The organism is Methylobacterium indicum (assembly GCF_001043895.1).
Taxonomy (GTDB): Bacteria; Pseudomonadota; Alphaproteobacteria; order Rhizobiales; family Beijerinckiaceae; genus Methylobacterium; species Methylobacterium indicum.
This window is the reverse complement of the sequence record NZ_JTHF01000003.1, coordinates 22,649-28,648: the sequence shown is the minus strand read 5'-3', so window position 1 is coordinate 28,648 and position 6,000 is coordinate 22,649. Positions and strand designations below refer to the sequence as shown.

At 70.7% G+C, this 6,000-nt stretch carries 6 protein-coding genes; 2 read left to right on the top strand and 4 right to left on the bottom strand.

The window, feature by feature from the left end:
* Together QR78_RS00490 and QR78_RS00485 are read left to right on the top strand one after the other, a co-directional pair.
* On the top strand, window positions 1–664 hold a 664-nt coding region (locus QR78_RS00490; RefSeq protein WP_048425516.1), incomplete at its 5' end, for a lipid kinase.
* Between the two features lie 13 nt (window positions 665–677).
* Window positions 678–1,418, top strand: a complete 741-nt coding sequence (locus QR78_RS00485) for a TerC family protein (protein WP_048425515.1) — start codon at window positions 678–680, stop codon at window positions 1,416–1,418.
* A gap of 711 nt (window positions 1,419–2,129) precedes the next feature.
* Here the strand turns inward: QR78_RS00485 and QR78_RS00480 are convergent.
* From QR78_RS00480 to hemE, 4 genes are all read right to left on the bottom strand, one after another.
* A complete protein-coding gene (locus QR78_RS00480; RefSeq protein WP_048425514.1) occupies window positions 2,130–2,867 on the bottom strand; it encodes an acid phosphatase in 738 nt (245 codons plus the stop codon).
* A gap of 4 nt (window positions 2,868–2,871) precedes the next feature.
* Window positions 2,872–3,732 carry an alpha/beta fold hydrolase gene (locus QR78_RS00475; RefSeq protein ID WP_048425519.1) on the bottom strand — a complete coding sequence of 287 codons (861 nt, stop codon included), beginning with the start codon at window positions 3,730–3,732 and terminating at the stop codon, window positions 2,872–2,874.
* Between the two features lie 20 nt (window positions 3,733–3,752).
* Window positions 3,753–4,175 carry a protoporphyrinogen oxidase HemJ gene (hemJ, locus tag QR78_RS00470; RefSeq protein ID WP_082171820.1) on the bottom strand — a complete coding sequence of 141 codons (423 nt, stop codon included), beginning with the start codon at window positions 4,173–4,175 and terminating at the stop codon, window positions 3,753–3,755.
* 282 nt (window positions 4,176–4,457) lie between these two features.
* Entirely contained in the window at window positions 4,458–5,546 is a 1,089-nt protein-coding gene (hemE, locus tag QR78_RS00465; RefSeq protein ID WP_048425513.1) for a uroporphyrinogen decarboxylase, read from the bottom strand.
* Between the last annotated feature and the right edge of the window lie 454 nt (window positions 5,547–6,000).

Here is a 6,000-nt window from a genome sequence, read left to right as displayed (position 1 = left end):
CGGCATCCTGCCGCTCGGCACCGCCAACGACCTCGCCCGCAGCCTCGGCCTGCCCGCCGATCCGCTCGAGGCGGCGGAGGTGATCGCCAGCGTGCCGGCCCGGCCGATCGATCTCGGCTGCGTCAACGGCCATTACTTCTTCAACGTCGCCAGCATCGGCTTCTCGGCCGATCTCGCCGGCGAGCTGACGGCCGACCTCAAGCGCCGTCTCGGCACGGTCGGCTACGCGGTCGCGGCGTTCCGGCTGCTGCGCCGGGCGCGGCCGTTCACGGTCTATATCGAGCATGACGGCACGGTGGAGACCGTGAAGACCATCCAGGTCTCGGTCGGCAACGGCCGCCATTACGGCGGCGGCATGACGGTGGAGGAGAACGCCACCGTCGATGACGGGCTACTCAACTTCTACAGCCTGGAGGTCGCCCATTGGTGGCGGCTGCTCGCCCTGCTGCCGGCCCTGCGCCGGGGCACGCAGGGCAAGGCCGCCGACGTGCGCGCCTTCCAGACCACCGAGGTGATCCTGCGCACCAAGAAGCCGCGACCGGTCAACACCGACGGCGAACTGACGACCTACACCCCCGCCCATGTGCGGGTGCTTCAGAAGGCCGTCCAGGTCCACGCCCCGCCGCCCTCGGCGCCGGCGGGCCGCCCCTCGATCTTCCCGTAAGGAGGGCTCCGCCGTGGATTCCCTCGTTCAGCTCGCCGCCGACCCGACGGCCTGGGCCGCTCTCGCGACCCTCGTCGTCATGGAGGTCGTGCTCGGCATCGACAACCTGATCTTCATCTCGATCATCACCAACAAGCTGCCGGTGGAGCAGCAATCGCGGGCCCGGCGCATCGGCATCGGGCTCGCGCTCATCCTGCGCCTCGCGCTGCTCGGGACCGTGGCTTACATCGTCCACCTGACCCAGCCGGTCTTCGAGATCTTCGGCAAGGGGCTGTCCTGGCGCGACATCATCCTGATCGCCGGCGGCCTCTTTCTGCTCTGGAAGGCCACCAAGGAGATCCACCACAGCCTCGATCCCGACCCGGCGGAGAAGACCGGCGGGGGCGCCTCGCTCGGCTACGCCGCGGCGATCGGCCAGATCCTGATCCTCGACCTGGTGTTCTCGATCGACAGCATCATCACGGCGGTCGGGATGACCGAGCACGTGCCGATCATGGTGATCGCGGTGCTGGCCGCGGTAACCGTGATGCTCGTCGCCGCCGACCCCCTGTCGCGCTTCATCGCCGCCAACCCGACGGTGGTGATGCTGGCCCTGGGCTTCCTCATCATGATCGGCATGACGCTGATCGCGGAGGGCTTCGGGGCCCACGTGCCGAAGGGCTACGTCTACACCGCCATGGCCTTCTCGGCCGGCGTCGAGGTACTGAACATCCTCGGCCGGCGGGCGAAGAAGGCGAAGCGCAACGCGGCGTGAGGGCGGTCATCCGAGCCTGTGACGGCGGCGCCCGATCGTGATGCGGTCGGGCGCCGTTTTCGTTCGAGGACTGTGCTGTCGCAGAGAAGAGCCGCTTCAATCCTGGGTGATCCATGGGATTCGACAGCGATGACACCCTCGATGTCATCCTGGGGCCCGGCTAAGCCGGGAACCCGGGATCCATAACCGCCGACGAAGCAGGAAGAGACGGAACGCTGATCGCCTGATCCTCCACCGTCGGCGGTTATGGATCCCGGGTTCCGCTCCGCGGCCCCAGGATGACGCAGTGAAGCGGCGATGTCGGCGCTAGAGCATTTTCCGACGAAGTGGATGCCGGTTCGTCGAATAAAATGCAGCAAAACAAATAATTAGAGATCTTCGCGATTGCAACGCGATCGTGAAGCGCTCTAGATCGACAGGGTGATTCGATCAAACAGGCTCTCACTCGCGTGCCTTTCTTCCGGGAATACGGCATTGGCACCGGCTGTCGCGGCCGCAACGATCATTCGCCCGGAATGGCTGCATTGTGGGTTTACTGCATCACCGCAACGCTCTCTGCTCATCGATCGAAATCTCGGCACGTTCATGATCCGAGGCGGCAGGAGTTCCCGCCATCAGCCACCGCCTGACCTCTTTCGACGAGAACACAGCGTCTGCAATCGCATCCAGGAAGGGTTGGGCAAGGGACGAATCCCCGGCCATGCGCGATCCCTACTCGTTGCGCGCGCAGGCAGACGGCCCCGCATCTGGAGGCACGGCGGCGAGTTCGCTCCGGGCCCGCTCGAGGTCGGCCCGGAACGCCGCATCGCCGACGAGGACCGCGAACAGGGCGCTGCCGGCGAGCCGTCCGGCCTCGACGTCGCTCGCCCAGTGCACCCCGCAGACGATCCGGCTCTCGCCGTAGCTCCGGCCGCGGCGCAGGATCGGGGTGCTGCGCTCCGGCATCAGCGCGGCGAGGACGAGGGCGAAGGTCCAGCCCTCGGTGGCGTGGCCCGACGGATAGGAGAAGCTGCGGTCGAGGGCCTCGCTGCGCGGGACGCACAGGGCCGCATCGTTGCCGAGATGCGGCCGCGGGCGGGCGAAGCGAGTCTTCGCGTCGCGCACCACCGCCACCACGTCGCGGCGGGTGCGGGCGAGGAGGGCGGCGAGCGCCGGCAGCCGGGCGGGGTCGAGGCGGCGGCCGGCCGCGCAGGCGAACCCGTCGAGGAGGCGGGTCACCCCCGAGGGGACATCGGACACGGCGAGGCCCCAGCGCGGCGACCCGGCGAGCGCCCGGGTCGCCGCGTAGGCCGCCGCATCGGCGCCCTGCGCGGCGCTGCCGGGTGTCGGCGGTGGGGGCAGGATCGCGGCGGCGTCGAGGGCGCCGGCCGCCAGGTAGGGGGCGGGCGCCGGCTCGGCCGCGGCGACACCGGCAAGGAGCGCCAGGCCGAGGGCGAGCGGCGCCCGCACGGCCTCAGGTCCCGGACAGGATCGCGGCGGCGACCGCCTCGGGGCATTCCTCGTGGGCGGCGAGGGCCCCGGGAATCGCGACGCTGCGCACGAGGCCGGCCTCGGCGAGCGCCGCCATCTCGGCACCCGAGCGGCGCGGGGCGCCCTTCGGATGCAGCATCGTCACCGGCGGCAGGCCGGGACCGAACAGGGCGAAGAACTCCTCGCGCGTCCGCACCGGATCGAGGCCGCCGGTGACGAAGGCCGCGGTGCCGAAGCGGGCCCGGGGCTGGTGCGTCACCCGCCGCTTCTCGGCCAGCAGCGCCGGGGTGACCCGGGCCCGGTCGGCATAGACGTGGGCCTGCATCATCCGCGCCACGATCGGCGTGCTGACGTTGAGGCGATAGAGCAGGTTGCCGACGACCGGCGCCTCGACGGCGCGGCGCAGGCGCCCGAAGAGCGGCCGGCGCTCCTCGCCCATCGCGGTCGGCAGCGGGCCGCGCCAGGTCGGCGCCACCAGAACCAGCCGGGCGAAGGCACCCGGATGCCGGGCCGCCGCGGCGACGAGGTAGCCGGCGGCGTGGCCGGCCGCGACCCCGAGGGCGTAGGGGCCGGGGGCTTGCGCAAGAAGCGCATCCAGAAAAGCGTGCAGGGTGTCGGGGGCGAGGGGCACCCGGGCGCGCGGTTGCGCGCCGAAGCCGGGCCAGTCCGGCACCAGGCAGGCGTGGCGGGCGGCGAGCCGCGTCGCCAGGGGCCGCATCTCCTCGCGGGTCGCGATCGAGGACAGGGCCGGCAGCAGCAGGGCCGGTGATCCCTCGCCGATCCGGTCCATCGGTAGGGTCAGGGCGCGCCCGGCCAGGGTGAAGGAGAGGGTCTGCGTCTCGATGCCGGCCATCACGGGCTCCCTCAGAACGGCTTCACCACCACCAGGATCACGATGAGGATCATCAGCAGCGTCGGTACCTCGTTGAGCACCCGGTAGAATTTCGGGCTGCGGGCGTTCCGGTCGGCGGCGAAGTCCTTGACCATCCGCGACAGCCAGCCGTGGATGCCGCTCATGATCAGCACCAGGGCGAACTTGGCGTGCAGCCAGCCCTGCGTATAGGCGCCGCTCATCACCGCGAGGGCGATGCCGAAGATCCAGGTCGCGATCATCCCCGGCAGCATGATCGCCTTGGCGAGGCGCCGCTCCATCACCTTGAAGGTCTCGGCCGTCGGCGAACCGGCCGGTAGCGCGGCGTGATAGACGAACAGCCGCGGCAGGTAGAGCATCGCCGCCATCCAGGCGATGAGCGAGACGATGTGGGCGGCCTTGATCCAGAGATACACGGTGGGGTGGTTCCTCTCGGGGGATTGAGACTGAACTGAAATCTTGGATCGAGGGATGTGGGCACCGCGCCATAACCCTCCCCCCTCTGCGGGGGAGGGTGGCCCCTGCGTCAGCAGGGGTCGGGAGAGGGGAACCACGCTCCCGGAAAGGTCGCGCCCGCAGTGAAGGGCGCCCTCTGGATCAGCGTCGCGCTGCCCCTCTCGGCGGGACTGCGTCCCGCTGCGCCTGCTCCGCAGGCCACCCTCCCCCGCAGAGGGGGGAGGGTTCTGGCGGTGGACCCCTCACCCCCGCAACCGCGCCAGCATCCGCTCGACATGGGGTATCGGTGTCTGCGGGGTGATGCCGTGGCCGAGGTTGAAGATGTGGGGGGTACCGGCGGTCGCCTCCAGGATCGCGTCCACGGCGGCGTCGAGCGCCGCGCCGCCGGCGATCAGGGTCTCGGGGTGGAGGTTGCCCTGCGTGACGACGGAAGCCGGCAGGCGGGCGCGCAGGGCCTTCAGGTCCACCGCCCAGTCGACCCCGACCGCATCGGCGCCGGTCTCCGCGGCGACGCGGGCATGGCCGTCGAGCCCGGAGCCGCGGGCGAAGACGATGATCCGGGCGCCCGGCACCCGGGCGCGGATGCCCGACACCATCCGGGCGATCGGCCCGAGGCTCCAGCGGGCGAGCGCGTCGCCGGTCTCGCCCGCGGGCACGTCCGGCAGGGCGCCGGCATGGCTCTCGAAGATCTGCACCGCGTCGGCGCCGGCCTCGAACTGGCGCACGAGGTACTCGGTCGAGACCGCGACCAGCCGGTCGATCAGGGCGTCGAGGAGGGCCGGGTCGCGGGCCGCGAGCGACCGAGCCGGCGCGAGGTCCGGCGTGCCGCGCCCGCCGATCATGTAGCTCGCCACCGTCCAGGGCGCGCCGCAGAAGCCGAGCAGCGTCGTCTCGGCCGGCAGCTCCGCCCGCAGGCGGCCCACGGTCTCGAAGACGGGCGCGAGGTGGCGCATGATCCGCGGATCGCCCGCCTCGATCAGCGCGTCGAACTCCGCCCGGCCGGCCATCGGGTCGAGGCGGGGGCCCTCCCCTTCCACGAAGCGCACGTCCTGGCCGAGCGCGTGGGGCACCACCAGGATGTCGGAGAACAGGATCGACGCCTCGAAGCCGAAGCGGCGGATCGGCTGCAGGGTGACCTCGGTGGCGAAGTCGGGGTTGTAGCAGAGGTCGAGGAACGAGCCGGCCTCGGCCCGCACCGCCCGGTATTCCGGCAGGTAGCGCCCGGCCTGGCGCATCATCCAGGCCGGCGGGGGCGAGAGCGCCTCGCCGTTCAGCACCCGCAGGATCGGCCGTTCAGCGGCTCCCCGTCCGGCTCCCGCGGTCGCGCTCATTCTCCGTCCCCCCGAAAACCCGATTCCGCCACGTCGACGGCTCGGCTCTCCCTATGCCGAGAACCGGCTCTCCGCGCCAGCCCGACGCTTGGTCGCGACCCGCCGCGATGCCCATCCCCACCCAGGCCTCTGAAAAGAAAAGAGAGATTCTAGGAATCTGTTTTTTCTATTGGGGGCAGGCATCGCGGGGCTCCAGCCCCGTCCACAGCCCGTCCCCACCGCCGGTGCGTTAAGAGGGCTTTAACAGATTTGCTCCATTGTCGAAGGATGACGAGAGTCACGAGGGGCTTGCGCCCCGTCGGTCTCGCTTCGACGGTCCCGCGTCCCGGATTCTCCCACGGGCGGTCCGCCACGAGTGTTAACGCCCGGCCTGTTGAGGCGCGAGGCCGTTAACCCACAGGCCCCCCGCCTGGACCTCGCTTCGTCGGCGCATTATCCACATTCATCGACTCCG

Coding starts and splice junctions, on each gene's coding strand:
- hemE (WP_048425513.1), bottom strand. CDS start 5,546: ATGAGCGCGACCGCGGGAGCCGGACGGGGAGCCGCTGAACGGCCGATC.